Genomic DNA, 20,084 nt, shown 5'->3' with positions numbered 1-20,084 from the left:
AAGTTTTTTGACGAAAAATCTTCATATTCTCTTGACGAATTGTTAAGAAAGTTGTAACATAATAAAAGTCAACGCGATGACGTTGCTTTTTAAAAATTGATGCGGGTGTAGTTTAGTGGTAAAACCTCAGCCTTCCAAGCTGATGTCGTGAGTTCGATTCTCATCACCCGCTCCAATACATAATTTTGTTTATAACGCAGTATTTCGTTTCATAGATAAACGAAGTGTTGCGTTTTTTATTATGTCAGTATAATGTGAAAAAGCACTGTCAAGCTACAGTGCTTTTTCAATAAGTTCATATTTACTTTCTCCACCATGTATTTGTACAAACATCTTCGTCAAGGATTGGATTAGAGCTTCACTCTTTTCCCGGGAAATAGATGGCGGAAAGAGGATGATTTGCAGAATGTTTTTTGTGTCTTGAGAAATTTGTGCTTTACTTGCATGAGAAAATAATCCCTTAAGTCCCGCGTCGTCCTGCCATTCAATGTGGCCAGTCTCATGTTTTGCTAGTGAAAGCGGCTCTTCTATGCGATCAGCATCGAATGTCAGGATGGGCAAGAAATATTTTAAAGAGAAAAATATCGACAAATCCTGTACGGAATTGGTCGAGTCAATAAATTGTTCCTTTTGGATATCAGCAAGAATTGGCAGGAAAGGAACGTCTTTTAAAAGATCCGTCCATTCTTTGATTGCTGATACTTCTTCTAAGACTTTATCTTCGTATTCAAAGAATAAAGATTCTTGAAACAGGCGTAGTCGGCCTTTTAACATTTGAGGGGATGTATCAACTTCAATATGCGAATATTCAATCTGTCCAACATGGATAGACGGGTTGTCAGGATGAGAAATTTCCATATGTATCTTCACAGTGACTCACTCCAATCGGTCATGATACACTCGTATTATACTGAAAACAACAGAAGAAACAAAGAAAGGAGGTTTGCAAGGTGATTCATGTTGGAGAATTAAAAGAAGAATTGATTCAATATGCGAAAGAAATTGGTGTCGATAAAATCCGATTTGCAAGTGCTGATACATTTGATTCATTAAAGGACCGCCTCATCTTACATGAATCGTTAGGGTATTTGTCAGGCTTTGAAGAGCCTGACATCGAAAAACGAACAAACCCTTCTTTGCTGCTTCCGAAGGCCAAATCAATTGTTGCGATAGCGCTCGCGTATCCTTCCAAAATGAAAGATGCTCCTCGAAGTACAAAGGATGCAAGAAGAGGGATCTTTTGCCGGGCTTCTTGGGGAACGGACTATCATGTTGTGCTGAAAAAAAAGCTCGATATGCTCGAGGAATTCTTGCGAAGCAAACATATCGATATACGGACAAAATCAATGGTGGATACAGGGGAACTGTCTGATCGTGCAGTAGCGGAACGCGCTGGCATAGGTTTTAGTGCAAAGAACTGTATGATTATCACGCCGGAGTTTGGATCTTATGTGTATTTGGCTGAAATGATCACAAATGTCCCATTTGAACCGGATGAAAAAATTGAAGACCAGTGCGGAACGTGCAATAAATGTGTAGATTCGTGCCCAACTGGTGCACTTGTGAATCCAGGACAGCTGAATTCTCAACGATGTATTTCATTTTTAACGCAGACAAAAGGATTTTTGCCTGACGAATTTCGTTCGAAAATAGGAAATCGATTGTATGGGTGTGATACGTGCCAAATCGTCTGCCCGATCAATAAAGGAAAAGACTTTCATTTGCATCCTGAAATGGAGCCGGACCCTGAAATTGCGAAGCCGCTCTTAAAGCCGCTTCTTACGATCAGTAATCGTGAGTTTAAGGAAAAATACGGTCATGTTTCAGGTTCATGGCGGGGGAAAAAGCCGATTCAGCGAAATGCGATTTTGGCACTTGCTCACTTTAAAGATACATCTGCCTTACCAGTGTTGATTGATTTGATGCACAAGGATCCACGGCCTGTTATTCGAGGCACGGCTGCTTGGGCAATAGGGAAAATTGGCGACGAGCAGCTGCTCCCAGAGTTGGAAAAAGCTCTTGAGCGGGAAAGTGATGAGGAAGCGAAACAAGAAATTGTCAAAGGGATTGAGTTTTTACAGACACCTTTAAATACTAAATAACATCCCTATGAACATAGAATGAACCAAACAGAGATTTTAAAAAAAGTTTGGTGGTGTCTGTGTGAAACAATTATTAGAGCAAACATTAGAAGACAGGCTTGGTTATTTATTAAATGGGAGTGCAATTAAACAGCCGCAGCTCATGTCTGATGTGGAAGCAGTTGAACGGAAAAAAGAGCTTTTTGCTAGAAGACAGGTGGAGATTGTCAAGGCGAAAGCCAAAGCAAAACTTCTTGATTCATCGATTCAGGATGACGGGGCTCAGCATGTGCAGTATCTCGCTCATCTCACTTATGTATGCAAGGATGCAGACGACTCTTTTTATTTAGAGGAGCAGGTAGAAAAAAGAGAAGCGTTCCTTTACAACGACATGCTTGTCAAAGATCGGATGATGCTAGAAAAACGGCAAATGGAAGAGCAGGTGGATGAGCGCTTTCACACCGAAGAACAGTTTGGGAGAGCCTTTCACTATGACCGGCGGGCAGCTGTGCAATATGCGGAGACGTACTGGAATAAACGAAATCCCGCCTATAAAAATTTTGAAGATAACTGCACAAATTTTATTTCACAATGCTTGAAAGCAGGGAATGCACCAACGAGAGGGTATCCGAACCGCGGATCTGGCTGGTGGGTGCGTCCTCATACGTGGAGCTATAGCTGGACGGTGGCTCATTCGATGAAAAATTATTTAGCGAATTCAAAAGCGGGTTTAAGAGCAAAGAAACTCAAAGAAGCGCAGGAGCTTCAAATTGGTGATGTCATTTGCTACGATTTTGAGGGAGATGGCAGGTATAATCATACAACCATTGTCGTCGATCATGATAAAGGCGGAATGCCTCTTGTGAATGCACAGACATATGACAGCCGTATGCGTTATTGGTCGTATGAGGATTCGACCGCCTATACACCTGCTATTCGTTATACGTTTTTTCACATTTTGGACGATGCCGCGAAGGATAGTTAATGGTATAATGTTGAGCGGAAAAGAAAATTAGAGGTGAACTTTTTTGGGACTTCATGTCGTTTTATATCAACCAGAGATTCCAGCTAATACTGGAAATATTGCGCGTACATGTGCAGCAACAAATACAACTCTTCATCTGATTCGTCCGCTTGGTTTTTCGACAGATGACAAAATGCTGAAGCGTGCAGGACTCGATTATTGGAAATATGCCAATGTGGTCTATCATGACTCGCTTGATGAATTGTTTGAGGCTCATCCGAAGGGACAATTCTTCTATATCACAAAATTTGGCCAAAAGCCGCATACGACATTTGATTACTCTCAGTTAGATGAAGACTACTTCTTCGTTTTTGGCAGAGAGACAAGTGGATTGCCGAAAGATTTGATCGAACAGAATATGGACCGCTGCCTTCGTTTACCGATGACAGAGCATGTTCGTTCTCTGAATCTATCGAATACGGCAGCAATTCTTGTGTATGAGGCACTTCGCCAGCAGCAATACCGAGATCTGATTTAAGGTCATAATGAAAGCCGGGATACCTATCTTGGCTTTTTTTATATGAGATAAGAAATATAAAGAAGGAAAATACGACTTTTTTTATACTTTTTTCACATGTAAAAAAATAGGTAGTATGATAGATTGTAATCGCGTTTTCAAAAAATAATGAATCCATTAAATGAGATGAAAAAGCTACTGATCACTAGTGCCATTAGCTCTGCTATTTTAATGGGGACGATTCCAGTCAGTATCCCAGGTCTCTCTCAGACGCAGGAAATAGAAGCAGCGCAATTATCGAAAGGTATCGGCGGGCGTACTTATATCAATAGCAATGGATCAATATTGGTCACAAAGATTCAACTCCCTCCCGCAATGAGTGTGTCAAATGGGACAGCTTATATTTATTCTGGATTCACAGGTTTAAAAGAAGCAGACATCGGTCTTCAATACAGTCCAACCTATAATGTGTGGAAACCTACGATGAAAGTAGGAACAAATAATCAAGAGACATATATCGAAGGAAAAAATGATTTTACGTATACAAATGGATTTAAGCCTGGAAGTACTGTGCAAATGACCATTTATAAAAACTTGAATGGACATACAAGAGCGACGTTCTGGGGGACAAATAATGTTGGTTATACCGGGCGTATCATCACAGAAATTCAAAACTCAAACATTGGCTCTGTGACTAAGTGGAAATTACTGTCGACAGTAGCAGTGACTGACGATATCTACCGGAAAGATATTCGGGCAAACTTCTCTACTCGTTTTACTGACATCACATTAGACAGTCGTGCCGTCACACCTGTGATTGATACGCAAGACTTTACGTCCATTCATGTATCAGGGAATACAGTGAATATGCAGGTGCTAAAAACAACGAATTAAATGAAAAAAGGATGTTCCGCTAATGGAACATCCTTTTTTTCATTTACCAGGCTTGCCTTCGTAGCCAGCTGTGAAAATGGATACTAAAAACGTAATGATGACGCCCATCATAATGACCGTTCTCATATAAGCTTCCCCCTTATCCCTTTGTTTCTATCGCTGCCTGTTTCATATGGTGTGAAGTTCGCCTTGAAAAGCAAGAGAAGGAGATCATTTTTCTCCTGTTTTTCCTTTATTATGAAGGGTCTTGCGGATGGTTGTCAATTCAGTTTGCCAATTCGTCATTTTGAAGAACGAAAGCATGTAATAGGACGCCTCCGCATAGATTGTAAAACAGTATCTGATTACTTGCTTCAATCTTGAAAGAGGAGGTTCATATGGATATTTTAAAGAAAATCGAACAGCACAGAGAAGAAGAGCAGCGTCTCAAATGGGAAGGCACATTCAGCGATTATTTAGACATTATAAAGGAAAATCCACTTGTCGCTCAATCTGCTCATTCTCGCGTTTATCATATGATTAAAGACAGCGGGATTGAAGAGGAGAATGGGGTCAGAACGTACAAATTTTTTGATCAGGAACTTTTTGGGTTAGAGGAATCATTGGAAAGATTAGTAGAGGAATATTTTCACCCTGCTGCCAAGCGGCTCGATGTGAGGAAGCGTATTTTGTTATTGATGGGACCAGTAAGCGGCGGGAAATCTACGCTTGTTACTAGGCTGAAAAGAGGACTAGAAGAATATTCACTGACAGATCATGGCGCAGTCTATGCGATCAAAGGCTGCCCGATGCATGAAGACCCGCTTCATCTTATTCCGCAAAATCTGCGGGAGGATTTCTATAGAGAATATGGCATTCGTGTGCAGGGGAATTTGTCCCCTCTGAATATGATGAGGCTAGAAGAGGAATATGGCGGACGAATTGAGGATGTAAGGGTTGAACGGATCTTTTTCTCAGAGGATAAACGAACTGGTATTGGTACCTTTAGTCCATCTGATCCGAAATCTCAGGACATTGCTGATTTAACAGGAAGCATCGATTTTTCAACCATTGCTGAATTTGGATCAGAGTCAGATCCAAGGGCCTACCGCTTTGATGGAGAACTCAATAAAGCAAACCGAGGGATGATGGAGTTTCAGGAGATGTTAAAGTGTGATGAGAAATTTCTATGGCACCTTCTGTCATTAACGCAGGAAGGAAATTTTAAAGCAGGCCGTTTTGCCTTGATTAGTGCAGATGAATTGATTGTCGCTCATACGAATGAAACCGAGTACCGGTCGTTTATTTCAAATAAAAAGAACGAGGCCTTGCACTCAAGAATTATTGTGATGCCGATTCCTTATAACTTGAAGGTGACAGAGGAGGAACGCATTTATCATAAAATGATTTCAGAAAGTGATGTTTCTGATGTGCATATTGCCCCGCATACGCTGAAGGTGGCAGCGATGTTCTCCATTTTGACAAGACTCAAAGAGCCGAAGCGTTCTGATATTGATTTGGTGAAAAAAATGCGTCTGTATGATGGAGAGAGTGTCGAAGGCTTCCAATCTGCTGATATTGATGAGATGAAAAAGGAATTTCATGATGAAGGGATGAGCGGAATTGATCCGCGGTATGTGATTAACCGAATTTCCTCCACTATTATTCGAAAGAATATGGAATCGATCAATGCGCTGGATGTCCTTCGTTCGTTAAAAGAAGGACTCGATCAGCATCCGTCTATCTCCAGCGAGGACCGGGAGCGCTATTTGAATTTTATTTCTGTTGCGCGAAAAGAGTACGACGATATTGCGAAGAAGGAAGTTCAAAAGGCATTTGTGTATTCCTATGAGGAGTCTGCGAAAACATTGATGGATAATTACTTAGATAATGTCGAGGCGTACTGTAATAAAAACAAGCTGCGTGATCCGTTAACTGGTGAAGAAATGAATCCTGATGAAAAGCTTATGCGTTCAATTGAGGAGCAGATCGGTATTTCTGAAAATGCCAAAAAGGCATTCAGAGAAGAAATTCTGATTCGTATTTCGGCTTATGCGAGAAAGGGCAAACGCTTTGATTATAATTCTCATGAGAGATTGCGAGAGGCGATTCAGAAGAAGCTGTTTGCTGATCTAAAAGATGTGGTGAAAATTACGACGTCAACGAAGACACCGGATGAACAGCAGCTGAAGAAGGTCAATGAAGTAGTGGCTAGATTGATTGATGAACATGGCTATAATTCAACAAGTGCAAATGAACTTTTAAAATATGTAGGCAGTCTTCTCAATCGTTAATAAATGAAGGAGGCATTATTGGCGCACCTGCACCGGTAATGTCTTTTTTAGAAATGATCGTCAACTTGGGTGACGAGCAGCATAGGATAAAGGAATCGGTAGTTAGAAGAATTGTGCAAACAGGTGAGGAGGGGGATGGATGTCCCGGCAAGAAAAAAGTCAGTTTATTGTATCTCAGGAAGACTGGTCCCTCCATCGAAAAGGCTATGACGACCAGCAGCGTCATCAGAAAAAAGTCAAAGAAGCGATTAAAAATAATTTGCCGGATCTTGTCACAGAAGAAAGCATCATCATGTCTAATGGAAAAGATGTTGTCAAAATTCCGATTCGTTCGTTAGATGAATATAAAATTCGGTATAATTACGACAAAAATAAGCATGTGGGTCAAGGCGATGGAGACAGCGAGGTTGGAGATATTGTCGCGCGCGATGGATCAGACAGTAAGCAAGGGCAAGGAAAGGGGCAGGGCGCTGGAGATCAGGCTGGTGAGGATTATTACGAAGCAGAGGTCTCATTAATCGATCTTGAGGAAGCGCTGTTTCGGGAGCTAAAGCTGCCAAACCTTAAACAAAAGGAGCTTGACGACATCATTGTCGAGCAAATTGAGTTTAACGATATTCGCAAAACCGGGTTAACAGGCAATATCCATAAAAAACGAACGATGCTGTCGGCATTTAAACGAAATGCGATGACAGGCAGTCCTTCCTTTTATCCAATCTACCCAGAGGATATCAAATATAAGACGTGGAATGAAGTGACCAAACCAGAGTCGAAAGCCGTCGTTTTGGCGATGATGGATACGAGCGGAAGTATGGGGCTTTGGGAAAAATATATGGCGAGAAGTTTTTTCTTTTGGATGACACGTTTCTTACGGACAAAGTATGAGACGGTCGATATTGAATTTATTGCCCACCATACGGAGGCGAAGGTTGTAGATGAAGAGCATTTCTTCTCGCGGGGCGAGAGCGGAGGGACCATTTGCTCTTCTGTCTATCGAAAGGCACTAGAGCTCATAGACGAACGATACCCGCCGTCGCAATATAATATTTATCCTTTTCATTTTTCTGATGGAGACAATTTGACCTCAGACAATGCACGGTGCGTGAAGCTTGTTTCTGAAATTATGAAAAAAGCCAATTTATTCTGTTATGGTGAAGTGAATCAATACAACCGGCATTCTACATTAATGTCAGCATATAAGCATATACAGGATGAGAAATTTAAGCATTATATTTTGAAGCAAAAATCAGATGTTTTTCTCGCACTAAAAAAATTTTTTCAGCAGGAAGAAGTTCTTTCGTAAATAGCACATTTGAAAAAACCTTTCAGCATAAGGGCTGAAGGGTTTTTTGTATGGAGAAGGAAGGGATCACCAGAAAAAAAGTAAAACTTTCTCTTTGACATTTCAATTTTCATTTATTAATATTTAATCTTGTTAAATATAAGTTTTTCAAAAAAGATGCCGATCGTCTTTTCTTCTTTTTCTACTCTTTGCTCATGAGTGAACAATAAGTATAAATGGGCTGCACACCATTTTTCAGGCGGAGTAGATGAAGGAGAAATAACAGCTTTATGAGCTTGTTTCATATTCTGTCAGATGATGGGCATTCTAAGTTTGCTAAAGCAGATGACACTATATTTTTATACATGAAAGGAGAAACAAAACATGAACAGAGGGCGTTTATTGCTAACGAACATTATTGGCCTTATTGTGATTCTTGCCATTATTGCCGGAGGTGCTTATTACTACTACGAAAGCACAAATTTTGTCAAAACTGACGAGGCGAAAGTGACAGGTGACATGTATCAAATCACAGCACCAGCAGCTGGACAAATCAAAGGCTGGGATATCAATGAAGGTGACGAAGTGCAAAAAGACAGCACAGTTGCAAAAGTTGAAGGAGAAACAAAAACAAACATTAAATCAGTGGCTGATGGCACATTAGTCAAAAAAGAAGTACAAAACAATCAACAAGTGCAGCCTGGTACAGTTCTTGGTGAAACCATTGATTTAAGCAAGCTTTACATCACAGCGAATATCAAAGAAACAGATATTAAAAGTATTGAAAAAGGCGACAAAGTCGACATCGTGGTAGATGGTGATCCTGATACAACATTTGAAGGAACAGTTGAACAAATTGGTTATGCGACAAACTCAACATTCAATATGCTGCCAGCAACAAATTCAAGTGGTAACTATACAAAAGTCACACAAAAAGTAGCAGTGAAAATTTCAATTAAAAATCCATCAGACAAAGTACTTCCTGGTATGAATGCTTCTGTCAAAATTTCATCTTAATGATGTTTGATATCAAAAAATGAAAGGAGGTTGTCTGAGATGGCAAATCAACCTGCAGCAACAAAACAGGGAGCAGGCTCCTTGTCTTTACTGATCATTTTAATGGCCGGCTTGTTCGTAGCGATTTTGAACCAAACGCTTCTGAACGTAGCCATGCCCCATTTAATGACTGAATTTAATGTGAGTGCAACGACGATTCAGTGGCTTACAACAGGTTATATGCTTGTCAACGGTGTGCTGATTCCGTTATCTGCGTTTTTAATCACACGCTTTGGACAGCGCAGCTTATTTCTAGTCGCCATGATCTCGTTTACACTAGGGACCTTTATTTGCGGGATTGCGCCGAACTTTTCAACGATGCTCATCGGTCGTTTGATTCAGGCAATCGGCGGCGGTATCCTGCAGCCGCTCGTGATGACAACAATCCTTTTTATTTTCCCTCCGGAAAACAGAGGGAAAGGAATGGGGATTTTCGGTCTTGCGATGATGTTTGCTCCTGCGGTAGGACCAACATTATCTGGTTATATTATTGAACATTATTCTTGGCGTATTATGTTTTATGGACTTGTACCAATCGGAGCGATTGTCATTATCGCGGCTTTCTTTATGTTTAGAAATATTGTAGAGCCTAAAAAAATCAAGCTGGACAGCCTTGGTGCGATTCTTTCCATCGTTGGTTTTGCTTCGCTTCTATACGGAGTGAGTGAAGCGGGAAGTGATGGCTGGACAGATCCGATCGTCTTATCGACGATTATTGTTGGTGCGATTGCGATCATTCTCTTTATTTTCCAACAGCTGAAAGCTGATAATCCGATGCTTGATTTCCGCGTGTTTAAATACAGCATCTTCTCATTATCAAGTGTCATTAATATTATTATTACAGTTGCCTTATACACTGGGATGTTCTTACTTCCGATTTATCTGCAGAACCTCGTTGGGTTTACGGCATTGCAATCCGGGCTATTAATGCTTCCAGGGGCACTTGCGATGCTGATTATGTCCCCGATTTCAGGGATTTTGTTTGATAAATTTGGACCTCGTCCGCTTGCGATTGTGGGGATGCTCATTACCGTTGTCACCACATTCGAGTTTACAAGGCTGACCATTGATACATCGTATAGTCACATTGTGCTCATGTATGCAGTTCGTGCATTCGGTATGTCACTCCTTATGATGCCGGTGATGACAGCTGGGATGAACCAATTACCACAGCACTTAAACAGCCATGGTACAGCGATGTCTAATACATTAAGACAAATTAGCGGTTCGATCGGTACGAGTTTGATCACAACGATTTATACGAATCGGACAACATTCCATTATTCCAATATGGCGGATCAAACAAATACAGCGGACCCGTTCTTTATGAATTCATTCCAGGCGGCTGTGTCGAATGTGATGCATCATATGGGCATGACAGCTGAAGCTGCTCAAAAATATGTATCCACCCAGCTCTTTACGAAAGCACAGGTCGATTCAAACGTAATGGGCATCAATGATGCTTACATGTGGGTAACGTTATTCTGTGCCGCTGGTGTCATTCTCAGCTTGTTCCTGCGTGATGTACGTAAGGATAAAAAGCGAAAAGATCAGCAGCATAAAAAACAAGAAATGACACTGCTTCCAGCACCTAAGGAAGCAAACCAAGATGCAAGATAAGTGTGGAGGGACCGTACATGAAAATTTATGTCGTATACGATAGTGAAGGTGACCATACAAAAGCACTGGCAGAAGCAATTGCAGCAGGCGCAGGTGAAACAGAGCAAGCTGAAGTATTCGTCGATCACGTGAAAGATGCGGATATTCGCAAGCTGGATCAAATGGATGCGATCATTTGGGGCTGCCCTGGTCACTTTGGTACCATTAGTTCTGGGTTAAAGACATGGATTGACCGTCTTGGCTACCTATGGGCAGAGGGAAAACTGATCGATAAAGTCGGTGCCGTTTTCTGTACAACTGCTACAACGCACGGCGGTTTAGAAATGACGATGCATAATTTGATTACACCAATGTTCCATCAAGGGATGCTTGTCGTTGGCCTTCCTGGAAATGTGCCAGAGAATGCTTTATACGGCTCTTACTATGGAGCAGGTGTGACATGTCCGATTGATTCTGATGAAGTGATTTCTACAGAAGGCATTGAACTCGGCAAAGCATTAGGAAGACGTGTAGCATCAGTCACTGCGTCATTTAAGCGATAAGGAGAGGGTTCTTTTGGCGACGATTATTGTAGCGTTAGTAGCTGCTGTTCTAGTCATTATCGGATTAGTAGCGTTCAATGTCAGACACGCTTCGGTCGAGAAGAAAGAGATCAAAGAAGATATGCCCAATCAGCCTGACGTGCCGCACAGCGAGTCAGAAGTTGCGGCGAGACCTGTAGAGCCTGAAGAAGAAGAGGAAGCGTCAAAGCCTTCTCAAACGGATGAACGAGTGTCTGGCGATGATTTTTATAGACAGGCGCTTCAAAAGTTTAAGCAGCCAGAACCACCTGTCAAAGAAGAAGAACCAGAGACAAAAATGAATGATGATATGTATCGTTCTGCTTTACAGAAGCTAAAGCAGAAGGACAAATAAAAAAGAGAACCTCTCGCAGGTTCTCTTTTTTTATGGCACAAAAAAACCGCCGGCAGAAGCCGGACGGTTTTCCTTCACTCTATAAAGTGCTAAAGAGCAGATGCTCTTAAATTACGCTTTGTTAACGTTAGCAGCTTGTGGTCCACGGTTACCTTCAACGATTTCGAAAGAAACTGCTTGACCTTCTTCTAAAGTTTTGAAGCCTTCGCCTTGGATAGCAGAGAAGTGAACGAATACATCGTCTTGACCTTCTACTTCGATGAATCCGAAACCTTTTTCAGAGTTGAACCATTTTACTTTACCTTCTAACATGAAATTTCCTCCTAAAGCGATCTTAACGCTTAAATTCACTATTCTTGCTCTTACACAAACTTCAAAGACGAAAACTCTTTCAAAACTTTCTTCTTAAAGATGATACGAACAAAAATAATTACCTTTACTTTACCAGTGTTTGCGGGAAAAAACAACTGTTATACGAAAACTTTTTTAAAAATAATTAGCGCTAACAAATTGAGGAAAAAGCCTATATTAATTGGCCTCTTTTTCTCTCTGAGAAGCTCACTTGATTTCGGCCAGACTGCTTCGCTTTATAGAGCTCCTGATCAGCCATAATCGGTAATTGTTTGATGTCTGCACTTGTTCCGGGGTAATAAGCACACCCAAGTGATACTGTGATATGAATGGACATGCCATTTTGTAAATATATCGGCTGATCTGCTATTTTTCTCCGTAAGCGTTCTGCAATCTGCCATGTTTTTTCAACTGTACAATTTGGTAGAAGGACAGCAAATTCCTCACCGCCGATCCGGCCAATATAATCAGAGCTTCTTGTGTTTTTCATCAACCTTTTTCCGATTTCTTTTAAAACCATATCTCCCTCATGATGTCCATATTGGTCATTGATGGATTTGAAGTAATCGATGTCTAAGTAAATAAGGGACATTTGATGGATAGGCTGCTTAAATTTCATAGAAAAAGCATCACTTAAGACCTCATCGAACTTCCGTTTATTTAAAACACCTGTTAAAAAGTCATAATGAGCTTGGAATTTATACAAATTTAACAGCTGATATGCTTTTGTTTGATGCTCAATGACGTAAAAGTTAAACAGTCCTGCAACATATGAGAACATCCAATAGGCAGAATGGACTTCAATAGAGGTCTCATGTGCAATCGTAATAAACAAAAAAGTTGCAATCACATTGCTGATCGTAATGGACAAAAGCATTTTCGCAACTTGATTCATATGGCGCTCAGCAATTAAAAAAGAGGCTGTTGCAATGATCATCATGGAAAAAATATTGATGAAAGAACCAACGTTGGCATCAATTAATAATCGGCCAATGATCACAACACAGGCTGCAATGATGGTTTGGACGATGCCTCCATAAAAGGCCGTTAAAATAAGGGGGATATGTCTTAAATCGATGATGGCTGGACCTGCTTTGATAGAGAAGAACATTAAAAGGACACCGAGTAATCCAGAAAGAATGCCTTTGCATAGCTGTCTGAGCAGGGTATCTTCTTTCTTCAGAAAATTCTCTTTAAACACAAGCATAAATAAATAATGGAAAGTGACAAGAATTGTTAAATTAATAAAGAGGTCTCTTAGCAAAATAAAATCACCTTTTTAAAATTACTAAAATTTGTTGCAAAAGAAAAGGGGAAAAAGGATAATTAATAAAAATTTCACTTATGAGGGGATCGAAACACATGCGAGGAAAACGCTTCCCAGATGAAACGGACTGGCTTTCTTTTTTTGAAACGGAGCCTGATGAAAGGTTCGAGAGAGGTATGCCTATTGAATATCAAAACCTGACATTTCGATTTGAAAATCAAGACGAGCGCTTCGTTGTCACGATGTACCTTGGAAGTCAAGAATTTACGTTAAAGGCTGTTCGAAAAAAAGAGGCATCTGTTTTAGGCATATATGATTTTAAAACCGTGCAGCATGTAGAGATAAAAAAGGACAGGCCAAACGAGAAAGAGCTCTTAATCATAGTAGAAGCTTATGACGATTTTATCACAACAGTTGAAATCACCTTTTTACCTTTCTTCTCTGTGATGGTGAAAGAACATTTTTCAGGAGAATAAACAGGAGCCTCTATTTATGAAGGCTCCTGTTTTCTTATTTGTGCTCGATGTCATTGATTACTTGCTGGATTGATTCATCATCCATCACATTCATGACACTTTCATCAATATGGAGAGACTGTGCATAAGACTCTCTTGGCTGATGGTTTCTTGATGTCGATTGGTGCTGATTCGTATGATTTGGCTGTACAGCAGTGAATGCCTGCTTCATCATTTGTCCGATTTCCGCAGTTCCCTTTGATTCATTCTGTGCGTGTGACTCGTGACGAGATGAGTCATGGTGCTGATGGCTTTTTCCTTTCATCATTGAAGACATATTCATTTGCGTCATGCTTTTCAGCCTTCTTCGTAAAACCGGAGAAAATAATGCAATGATGGCTGTTGATACTGCAATCATTGCGCCAGTGCTCATGCCTTTTCTTTTCTTAAACAAACGAATCCCTCCATTTGATCATGATGATACTTCTTCATCATGTTTAGGATGACCAAAGCAGGCTGAATTATGAATTCATTTTATGAAATAGAAATGTGTGCATAAAAAGCCGGCTGGATGAAAAACCTATGAGCAAAAGGAGGGAATAATTGATGAATAAGAAATGGATGCTATCTTTACTACTCGTTCCAACATTGATCACCACTGGATGTGGCATGAACAACCAGGGCGATGAGCGAAGAGGAACAATGAAACGACAGTATGAAAATGTCACATATAAGAATGACAATATGAGACAGGACGAACCAAATGTTCAAACACCTCAGAAGGTCAAAGTGGCAGATAAAGCGTCAGAGCTTGTAGCCAACATGTCTGAAGTGAAAACAGCGAACGTGCTTGTCACAGGAAAAAATGCATTTGTTGCCGTTATGCTTGAAGGCGATAAAAGCGGTAATGTGACGGACGATCTGAAAAAGAAAATTTCAGACAAAGTCAAATCAACGGATCAACAAATCGACAACGTGTATGTATCTGCGAATCCAGACTTTATCGATCGTATGGAAGGATACGGAAAACGTATTAGAAGCGGAGAGCCAATTTCAGGATTTTTCGATGAATTTACTGAAACGGTTCGGCGTGTCTTCCCTGAATCAAAATAGCTACGACAAAAGCCGTATGTCATATGCGGCTTTTTTGTTTGGAACCGCACCTTGCACACCTGACTGCATAAAGTAAAAAATATATCACCTCTTGTTGATCTTTGTTTCTTCATAGAAAGAGAAAGAGGCTGCAGGATGAATTCAGGTGGGGAGCAAATGAAAGCCAAGCCGTCATTGATTCATAAAAAGCTTGTAGGCGGAATGATTGCAGCAGGTCTCATTTTTTATGCTTTCACCGCGTACTTGATTTATGTTGCGTTTCAGCTGACAGGACAATATTTAGAGCAGCAGTCTTCTCCTAAAACCATATTAACGGAGGGACTCAATAAGCAAGTTTATGAACATATTAGAATATACTATGCAGAGGAAGAGGACGCTTTTGTTGACCTGACAATCGAGGCCATGGATCAGGCAAAGAAGAGGACAGCGTCAGTGTTTCAGTTTGAAACTGACAAACCTTTAGACATTATTTATTTTGATGATAAAGAGACGATCGAGCAATTTGCCGGAATCAAGCATATTACGGGTTTTTACTCCGATCATGATCAAATGATTGGATTATATCCAGATAAACGGGAAGCATTATTGAAGAAAGAGACACTGCCTTTATACTTTTTCAACACGTTATTTATTCATGAATATGCTCACTTTGTTTTCTATGAAAAAGCTCATTCTTATGAAGTGTCTCCAGTGATCTTTCCGCTTTGGTTCCATGAAGGAACAGCAGAATGGACGGCCTATGACGTGTTAAATGCCACGTCTGAACGGTTCGACGTCATTCCCTTTCAATCTCTTCATTCCGATCAAGATTGGCAGGACGCCCGGATGACGTATGAGACAGATGTCTATTTGCAAAGCTACTATATGGTCTATGAGCTGGTGCAGCTTTACGGACGAGACATCATACATGAGATCATGCAGGAAACGGCGAAAACAGGTCAATTTGCTAAAGGCTTTGAACAGGCGACAGGGGAGCGGCTCGCAGATTTTGAAGATCAGTTTAACAAGATGTATCAAAGAAAAAACGGCTGACCAGAGAAAAGGGGTCAGCCGTTTTTTTAATGAAGGGGCTTTTGCTGATTGGCTTTGCTTGGCGGCATTTGAACCTGCCCCTGAAGCGGCGCGAAAGCTGACGTCATGGCTGTCATGTCTTGTCTGGAAAGCTGGGGAACTTGATAGTAGCCATGCTTGTTTTGATACAAGAAAATTTCATACGCCATTTCAATAAAGTTCGGGATTTGCGCAGCAAGCACACGTCTGACAACTGGATTTGTTACTTCTAATGCAGACATGGAAAGTAATCCAGCATGTGATTTGACCAGGCTGAGCATATGCCCTGTGATGCCCAAGTCTTTTACATCCTGTAATGACTGATTCGGCTTCTTCGGCTGAGAAGGCTTGATCCCGTACGTCACTTGTGTGTGCTCTTTCATCATATAAGTAGCGGTTTCTTCACTAGGCTTTTGTCCAGTAGAAAAACAATCTACAGTGACATTGTACTGAGATAAAACGAATTGGTATTGTCGATCCAAGATGTCGGATAATGCAGGATCCTGAATAAACTGCCGCAGGATCATATACTGATCCAAAATATTAATCGTGCCGGCTAAAATTTCATGTAAATCGAATAACTCATGTCCGCCATGATTGAGCTCGGGCTGGGGAGCGCTTCCTTGAAACATTGGTTGCTGATCGTTTTGCATTGAGATTCCTCCTTCTGTTTATACAATCTGTTTTAATGTGAGGATGTTTTCCTTCTTTCATGCAAAAACATTATTTACAATTAGAGGGTTTTCTTCCTTTTTGTCGAAAAAAAGTATCAGACGAATGAACATGGGGGTACCAGATGCAGGACAAAATCATTAATCGTTTGATAGAAGACGAACATGTGCAGGCACCAGTGATTGGCATCGGTGTTTCGCCGTTTGAACAGCATCATCTTGAGGCTTTTTTTCAATCATTTCCACATGAATTAAATGCCTCTTTTATTGTTGTGCAAAATCATGTGACGGACGATTGTATAACTGATTTGGAAGCACTTGTTTTACCGATTGGCTACCGGGCAAAAACGATTAAACATGGTGAGAAAGTCATGAAGAAGACGATTTATTTTTGTCCACAGCATGCGGTTGTGACGTTAACAGAAGATCAGCGGCTGCACCTATCAGAGCAGCTGCCGGCGTGCATGGCTTGCTCTGTGGACTTGCTTTTTCAGTCTCTTGCCAGCGTTCAAAAGGAAGAGGCTTTTGCGATTTTCTTTCAAAAAGGTCATTGTGTGGGAAGTGGCTTGCTTCAGTTGGTTGAGCAAGGCGGTACAGCTTTATCGTGCAGTGAGGTAGAAAGCGGTTTTGACACCTTGTATCAACAAACATTCAAAGATCCTTCAACCCTTGCGGCATATATCGCCAATATCATCAACGTCCCGCATGTCGATGAGGCAGATCCTGTTTTACTGAGAATTATTGAACGTCTTGAAATGTATAAAGGCATTGCCTTTTCAACCTATCAAAAGAAAAGGCTGCTATCTGTCATTCAAAAACGAATGAGGATTGCAAAAAAACGGATTTCATTATTATCAGAGTACGACTGCTTATTAGAAAGAGAACCAGATGAGCTTGATCGCCTGCACGCGCAGCTTTTAAGCGGTATGACGTCTTTTTTTAGGGATATGGAGGCTTTTCGTGTATGTGAACATCAGATCATTCCGTCGATCATTGAAAATGCGGTGAAAAACGGGAAATCTAGATGCCGTATTTGGATTGCGGGATGTTCGACAGGAGAGGAGGCCTATTCTTTTACGATCTTATTTTTAGAAGAAATGAAGCGAAGACAAGTGACCATCGAACTTCAAGTATTTGCAACAGATATCAACCGGAAAGCCATTCAAACAGCTAGTAAAGGTCTTTACTCAGTAGAGTCTATGGCAAGGATGCCGGAAAAATGGCGGGCGCGATATTTCGAAAGGAAAGGTGACGCTTTTATTGTGAAGCAGTCGCTTAGAAAACATATTGTCTTTGCACCTCACAATTTATTGATCGATTCACCTTTTATCCACCTCGATTTTATCAGCTGCCGAAATGTTCTGATGTACTTCCAGCCTGAAGTGCAAAAACGAGTATTGTCCCGATTCCAATATGCTTTAAAAGATCAAGGGATGTTGATATTAGGGCCAAATGAAACTGTACCCAATATCCCTCGTTTGTTTCATTTGTTCAATGAAAAATGGAACATTTACACCCATTCAAACGTTTCTAAACCACATGTCCCTTGGGCACTAAATGCTCGTGATATCGAGTTGAAAGCGCGAGCCGCACAATATATGCAAGAAGTAAGCGAGGATTATGATGCATGTATGATTATCAACGATAGTGACGAAATCCTGGCATTATCAAATGGTGCGTATTCTTTTTTAGACCATACAGAAGTGTCAGATCAAGCATGTGAATATGTAACACCTGATTATATGAAAGAGATGTTGAGTCAAACCTTTCAAAAGGTGTGGACAGACGAGACAGAGGTTGTGTTTCAACATGTTCTCATTTCGGAAAAAGGTAGCAAGCAGTATGCAGATTTTACCGTGAAAAGTTTTGACCGCCGTTTTAAGGGAGTTTACGTCATTCTCATTCGAATGAATGAGAGAGGAAAAAATCAAAATAACGGCAGGGGCAAAGGAATGTCAGATCAGAATTCAGTCTATCAACAGCGTATTGTCGATTTAGAAAATGAACTCAATGAAGTCAAACAAAAGGAGCAGGAGGCAAGGGCTCAATTAAAAGCGAAACACACGCAATTAGAGGAGTTTGAGAAAAAACACGAGCATTTTATTAATATCATAAACAACTTAAGGGTGACAAGAGAAAAACTGTACAGACCCTCTGTCAAGCCGGAGCTTGCGACGTTGTTTGTGGACAGGGACATGAATATTCGCTATTACACTCCTACAGCTGCCTCTTTATTTACTTCAGCGAAAACCAGGCATCAGCAATCCTTTCAGTCGATGGCTAAAAAGCTTACGCAGGAAACGCTCTATCATGATATCCAATCCGTCATTTCGGATAGGCGCGCGATCGAACGTGAAATTGAAACGAACGAAGGAGAGCAATTCACCGTTCACATCACACCTATCTTTGATCAAGAGCATGAAGGAGCGGTGATGACTTGGATTAAAATGACCGAAGTAACGAAAATCAAACAGTCGCTTCATCTAGCGGTGACGGCGCTTGATAACAGCCACATTCATATTGTTGTTGCAACGGAGGAAGGGGTCATCCAATGCGTGAATCAGCGTTTCTGTCAGTTCGTCCAGCAGCATGAATATGACCTGATCGGCAAAGATATTTTTTCTGTCTACCATTCGCTATGTCAATGTGATGATTTAGAGAAGCAATGGAAGGTTTGTTTAAAAGAGGGCAGCTGGACAGGTGAGCTGTACTTTCAAGATTTATCTGGGTGCGAACGATGGGAGAGAGTCTCTTTACATCGAATCGATGATCCTGACAAAATGCAGTCAACCGTGATGCGGATTTCAGAGGATATCACCAATCAAAAGCAGTCAGAGAAGATGCTGATGAAATCAGAGATGCTGTCGGCAGTAGGGCAGCTTGCAGCAGGTATCGCTCATGAGATACGGAACCCGCTGACATCGTTAAAAGGATTTTTACAGCTGATGATTCAAAGTAAGAAGTATCAGAAAGATTATGCAGATGTGATGATGTCAGAGTTTAATCGGCTCGAGTCAATTATTAATGAATTCCTCGTTCTTTCTAGAAGCAAATCGGTGAAATTTGAACCGGTACATGTCAATCTTCTGCTCGAAGAAGTGATCATGGTTGTTGAATCCCAGGCGGTCTTAAAAGGCGTGTCCATTCAGAAAAATCTGTCTCCATCTCTCCCTAACATTCAAGGCATTCCGAATGAATTAAAACAAGTCTTCCTGAACATCCTTAAAAACGGAATTGAAGCGATGGATGGTGTGACAGGTGTCATCAAGGTGACCTCTCTCATGAAAGATCATCAAATGATGTTGATATTTGAAGACCAAGGAAAGGGAATACCAGAGGACGAAATAGGGAAGCTCGGTGAACCTTTTTATACTACAAAAGAAAAGGGGACAGGCCTTGGTTTAATGATGACCATTAAAATCATTGAAAGCCATGGCGGCACCATTCGTTTTGAAAGTAAAAGCTTTGAGGGAACACGTGTGATTATTACCTTTCCGATGAGTTAAAAAAGACAAGTTTTACATGAAATCCATTCAACATCAATATTTACTTTGTACACTATGAGAGATGAAGCG

At 40.8% G+C, this 20,084-nt stretch carries 19 protein-coding genes and 1 tRNA gene; 15 read left to right on the top strand and 5 right to left on the bottom strand.

Going from position 1 to position 20,084, the window contains the following annotated elements:
- Nucleotides 1-101: 101 nt before the first annotated feature.
- A tRNA-Gly gene (locus tag ACP7A0_RS16315) sits at nt 102-175 on the top strand.
- A gap of 98 nt (nt 176-273) precedes the next feature.
- On the opposite strand, the gene ACP7A0_RS16310 is transcribed toward ACP7A0_RS16315, so the two are convergent.
- Nucleotides 274-870, bottom strand: a complete 597-nt coding sequence (locus ACP7A0_RS16310) for a hypothetical protein (RefSeq protein WP_426005773.1) — start codon at nt 868-870, stop codon at nt 274-276.
- An 83-nt stretch (nt 871-953) separates the two neighbouring features.
- Here ACP7A0_RS16310 and queG point away from each other — a divergent pair, with 83 nt between their 5' ends.
- The 10 genes from queG (at nt 954) to ACP7A0_RS16260 (ending at nt 11,602) form a co-directional block, all read left to right on the top strand.
- On the top strand, nt 954-2,102 hold the full coding sequence (queG, locus tag ACP7A0_RS16305; protein WP_060596035.1) for a tRNA epoxyqueuosine(34) reductase QueG: 1,149 nt from the start codon (nt 954-956) through the stop codon (nt 2,100-2,102).
- 61 nt (nt 2,103-2,163) lie between these two features.
- On the top strand, nt 2,164-3,066 hold the full coding sequence (locus ACP7A0_RS16300; RefSeq protein ID WP_106031608.1) for an amidase domain-containing protein: 903 nt from the start codon (nt 2,164-2,166) through the stop codon (nt 3,064-3,066).
- A 43-nt stretch (nt 3,067-3,109) separates the two neighbouring features.
- Nucleotides 3,110-3,583, top strand: coding sequence for a tRNA (uridine(34)/cytosine(34)/5-carboxymethylaminomethyluridine(34)-2'-O)-methyltransferase TrmL (trmL, locus tag ACP7A0_RS16295; protein WP_034282301.1), 474 nt, complete (start codon nt 3,110-3,112; stop codon nt 3,581-3,583).
- A gap of 165 nt (nt 3,584-3,748) precedes the next feature.
- Nucleotides 3,749-4,456 (top strand): YrpD family protein, encoded by a 708-nt coding sequence (locus ACP7A0_RS16290; protein WP_106031644.1) that lies wholly within the window; start codon nt 3,749-3,751, stop codon nt 4,454-4,456.
- A gap of 377 nt (nt 4,457-4,833) precedes the next feature.
- Entirely contained in the window at nt 4,834-6,729 is a 1,896-nt protein-coding gene (locus tag ACP7A0_RS16285; protein WP_034663803.1) for a PrkA family serine protein kinase, read from the top strand.
- Between the two features lie 139 nt (nt 6,730-6,868).
- On the top strand, nt 6,869-8,032 hold the full coding sequence (gene yhbH, locus ACP7A0_RS16280; RefSeq protein WP_060595839.1) for a sporulation protein YhbH: 1,164 nt from the start codon (nt 6,869-6,871) through the stop codon (nt 8,030-8,032).
- Between the two features lie 363 nt (nt 8,033-8,395).
- Entirely contained in the window at nt 8,396-9,028 is a 633-nt protein-coding gene (locus ACP7A0_RS16275; RefSeq protein WP_034663794.1) for an HlyD family efflux transporter periplasmic adaptor subunit, read from the top strand.
- Between the two features lie 39 nt (nt 9,029-9,067).
- The gene (locus tag ACP7A0_RS16270; protein ID WP_034663790.1) at nt 9,068-10,687 is read left to right on the top strand and encodes a DHA2 family efflux MFS transporter permease subunit; all 1,620 of its coding nucleotides are present in this window, start codon (nt 9,068-9,070) and stop codon (nt 10,685-10,687) included.
- Between the two features lie 17 nt (nt 10,688-10,704).
- A complete protein-coding gene (locus ACP7A0_RS16265) occupies nt 10,705-11,229 on the top strand; it encodes a flavodoxin family protein (RefSeq protein ID WP_034663787.1) in 525 nt (174 codons plus the stop codon).
- A 13-nt stretch (nt 11,230-11,242) separates the two neighbouring features.
- Nucleotides 11,243-11,602, top strand: a complete 360-nt coding sequence (locus ACP7A0_RS16260) for a hypothetical protein (RefSeq protein WP_426005769.1) — start codon at nt 11,243-11,245, stop codon at nt 11,600-11,602.
- Between the two features lie 111 nt (nt 11,603-11,713).
- Here ACP7A0_RS16260 and cspB read toward each other — a convergent pair whose 3' ends face one another.
- Nucleotides 11,714-11,914, bottom strand: a complete 201-nt coding sequence (cspB, locus tag ACP7A0_RS16255; RefSeq protein WP_003212277.1) for a cold shock-like protein CspB — start codon at nt 11,912-11,914, stop codon at nt 11,714-11,716.
- Nucleotides 11,915-12,125: 211 nt separating this feature from the next.
- Nucleotides 12,126-13,217: a diguanylate cyclase gene (locus ACP7A0_RS16250; RefSeq protein ID WP_034663781.1), complete on the bottom strand. Its 1,092-nt coding sequence runs from the start codon at nt 13,215-13,217 to the stop codon at nt 12,126-12,128.
- A gap of 98 nt (nt 13,218-13,315) precedes the next feature.
- Here ACP7A0_RS16250 and ACP7A0_RS16245 point away from each other — a divergent pair, with 98 nt between their 5' ends.
- On the top strand, nt 13,316-13,696 hold the full coding sequence (locus ACP7A0_RS16245) for a hypothetical protein (RefSeq protein ID WP_060595841.1): 381 nt from the start codon (nt 13,316-13,318) through the stop codon (nt 13,694-13,696).
- A gap of 34 nt (nt 13,697-13,730) precedes the next feature.
- Here the strand turns inward: ACP7A0_RS16245 and ACP7A0_RS16240 are convergent, their stop codons facing one another.
- Nucleotides 13,731-14,129 (bottom strand): hypothetical protein, encoded by a 399-nt coding sequence (locus tag ACP7A0_RS16240; protein ID WP_034663775.1) that lies wholly within the window; start codon nt 14,127-14,129, stop codon nt 13,731-13,733.
- Between the two features lie 152 nt (nt 14,130-14,281).
- On the opposite strand from ACP7A0_RS16240, the gene ACP7A0_RS16235 reads away from it, so the two are divergent.
- On the top strand, nt 14,282-14,788 hold the full coding sequence (locus ACP7A0_RS16235) for a YhcN/YlaJ family sporulation lipoprotein (protein WP_034663773.1): 507 nt from the start codon (nt 14,282-14,284) through the stop codon (nt 14,786-14,788).
- A gap of 156 nt (nt 14,789-14,944) precedes the next feature.
- Nucleotides 14,945-15,820, top strand: a complete 876-nt coding sequence (locus ACP7A0_RS16230; RefSeq protein WP_106031645.1) for a hypothetical protein — start codon at nt 14,945-14,947, stop codon at nt 15,818-15,820.
- Between the two features lie 26 nt (nt 15,821-15,846).
- On the opposite strand, the gene ACP7A0_RS16225 is transcribed toward ACP7A0_RS16230, so the two are convergent.
- Entirely contained in the window at nt 15,847-16,491 is a 645-nt protein-coding gene (locus ACP7A0_RS16225) for a spore coat protein (protein WP_012009386.1), read from the bottom strand.
- Nucleotides 16,492-16,634: 143 nt separating this feature from the next.
- Here ACP7A0_RS16225 and ACP7A0_RS16220 point away from each other — a divergent pair, with 143 nt between their 5' ends.
- Nucleotides 16,635-20,015, top strand: a complete 3,381-nt coding sequence (locus tag ACP7A0_RS16220; RefSeq protein ID WP_426005765.1) for a CheR family methyltransferase — start codon at nt 16,635-16,637, stop codon at nt 20,013-20,015.
- The last annotated feature ends 69 nt before the right edge of the window (nt 20,016-20,084 follow it).

The sequence above is a fragment of the Bacillus sp. DWP3-1 genome (genome assembly GCF_049896565.1).
Classification (GTDB): domain Bacteria; phylum Bacillota; class Bacilli; order Bacillales; family Bacillaceae; genus Bacillus.
The sequence above is the reverse complement of the archived record's forward strand: the minus strand, read 5'-3'. Positions and strand labels throughout refer to the sequence as shown.